Origin of the sequence: Rhodanobacter sp. C06 (assembly GCF_002001105.1) — a bacterium.
In the GTDB taxonomy this organism is placed as follows: Bacteria; Pseudomonadota; Gammaproteobacteria; order Xanthomonadales; family Rhodanobacteraceae; genus Rhodanobacter_A.
Genome location: NZ_MUNP01000007.1, coordinates 1 through 2,321 on the forward strand (window position 1 = coordinate 1; position 2,321 = coordinate 2,321).

A 2,321-nucleotide genomic window follows, 5' to 3' on the forward strand; every position below is an offset into this window, starting at 1 on the left:
ACACGTTTTTTGCCAAGTCCACGCCGAGGGTTATAGTGCTCATGGAGACTTCCTCTTCTGCTGACGGTTGTGTCGCAACACCATCATGGCCTTCGAGGCCGAAGGGAGGGGAAGTCTCTTTTTACTCATTCAAGCGGAAGTGCGTACCGCACGCCGCTTAATTCCAGCGTTAGGCGCCACGGGCGAGTATCAGGGGGAATCATGCATCGGCTTTCAATTCTGTTGGTGTCGTTTGCGGCGACTCTGGCGTTTGCGCCATCTGGCGTAGCAGCGCCGACCAGTCCGGCTAGCGCGGGTGACAAGAGCGATGTCGCCGCAATGTACGAAGCGTTCTTGAACCATTGGAGTGGCAAAAGGCAAGAGCCGATGAACGTTGCCGCATCTGCTGATGCACCTTCGTCTGAGGATTTGCAGCAGTACGCCGATTGCGCCAAAGAAATCGGCAAGCCGAACACACAGTGGGTACCGGGGTCAAAAATAAGTGATCTCTCGGCTGTCTTGGGCAGGCCAGCGTTCATCCACTTCATTGACCCAAAAACGTGGCGCCCGCTGGATCCTGGCGCGCTTATAAGGAGCGGAGCTTCCGTCGGCTCTGCGGTTTCAACAGGCATGGCGCAGGGGCTTGTAACGCTCTCTGCGGTCACGTTCAACAAAGCTCACGACATCGCGGTGTTCAATTTCTCATTTGTATGCGGCGGGCTTTGTGGCAGCGGCTTCGTCGTTGTGTTTTACAAGACGCCGCAGGGCTGGGTACAAAGCAAGTCCACATGTGGGGGTTACATGTCATGATGCTGTTGGCGCCTAACAACTCGGTCAACCGGACGCAAATCCCGCTACGCGGTCTTTGCGCCGGTTACCTCGGGCGTTAGGCCACAAGAGCTATGGACATCTCTGAGACCTACTTGACCTTGGGGGCTGCGACGTTCGAGCTCGGTGTTCTCATGGCAGCAACCGCTGCTATGGCGTTTGCGCCGCGCATGCGGAAATTCGCTGTCGTATTGCTGGGAGCTGTCACCCCTTTGCTAATCTTCTATGCGATTGCGGCCGGGTCGTACTTTTTCGCACCGGCAGTGCCTTCCGGTAGTTTTCCCTTTTCCGCCATATGGGTAATGTCTTTTGCTGTTTATCTAGCGGTTGCGCTAGGGGGCACTGCGCTAGCATTCATTCCCAAGCCATCAAACTTGTACGGCCGATATTTTGTTGGCATGGTGTCCGCTCCAATTTCTTATGCTTTGCTCAATCTAGCCATGTAGGCAGTTCCTCGCTGCCTAACCATTCGTTCAAGGCGGACGGCTTCGCCGCCGCTTAACTCCAGCGTTAGGTTCTACATGAAATTGTTGCTAGCTTGCGCCTCCCTTGTCTTCGTAGCCCTCTTGTCTGCGTGCAACCGGGCCCCCAAGGGCGTAGTTGATGACACGGGGGACACACAACCGGTAGAACTTGATTTGCCAGCCGTAGATCATCCCATCGGGGTCCTCTATGGTGCCCCAAGAGCTGTTATATGTAATTTTCGTCAAGCTAACGCCAGTGAGCTGCTTGAGCACAAGAGTGAAGCAAAAGCATATGGTGGTGGTTACTCGTACATCGACCTGAAAACAGAGGGTTCCGGTAGACACACACTGATTTTCAAAACTTCTTGGGTACATTCGAGCAAGGACGCCAGCATGATTTTCTGTAGCGGAACTGCAACCGTTGACTCAGGCAGCTGCAGTCTTCTCGGCATTTCTGAAAATGGTTGTTTTGAGGTCACGCCGCTCAATCCATACACACTTGCCCAGGTAGATCGTTTGCTTCTCGCAGTCAGGCAAAGCTACCCTCGCTGGTAGAAAACCTAACCAATCGTTCAAGGCGGACGGCTTCGCCGCCGCTTAACTCCAGCGTTAGGACTCATTGCGGTCACTAGAAGACAGGGAATATATGTTCGCGAGCATCCAACTTAACAATTTTTCGGCAGGCTACTTCAGGGTAAAATCCGATCCAAAGTTTGTTCTTGACGGTAAAACGATCTTTGAGTTGGCAGAGTCAGCCTTTCCGTACGAGATCACAAAAATAGCTAATAGGTCCCGTGCAGTTGAATTCACCCACGTTGCAATAGACAGTGATGGCATTTGCTATCTTTATGATCATTTGCATCAACGAGTTGATGCAAGGCTTGGCCCGTGTAAATACACTCCCGACCGGAAGTCCTAACAACTCCGTAGGAGACTTCCCCGTCAAGCCGGGTGCATGACGCTTCTGCCCTGGGCTTTCGGGCGACTGCCGGTGCTGGGGATTTTCTGGTGCTTCGTACTGCGCGTCAGTGCTTCGCGGCCTGCTACGTG

The 2,321-nt window shown here is 53.5% G+C and carries 1 protein-coding gene; it reads left to right on the forward strand.

What is annotated here, in order from left to right:
* Window positions 1-201: 201 nt before the first annotated feature.
* Window positions 202-789 carry a hypothetical protein gene (locus tag B0E52_RS18215; protein WP_168174100.1) on the forward strand — a complete coding sequence of 196 codons (588 nt, stop codon included), beginning with the start codon at window positions 202-204 and terminating at the stop codon, window positions 787-789.
* Window positions 790-2,321 lie beyond the last annotated feature (1,532 nt).

Excerpts from the sequence above, each read along its gene's own strand:
- B0E52_RS18215 (WP_168174100.1), top strand. The coding sequence starts at position 202 with ATGCATCGGCTTTCAATTCTGTTGGTGTCGTTTGCGGCGACTCTGGCG.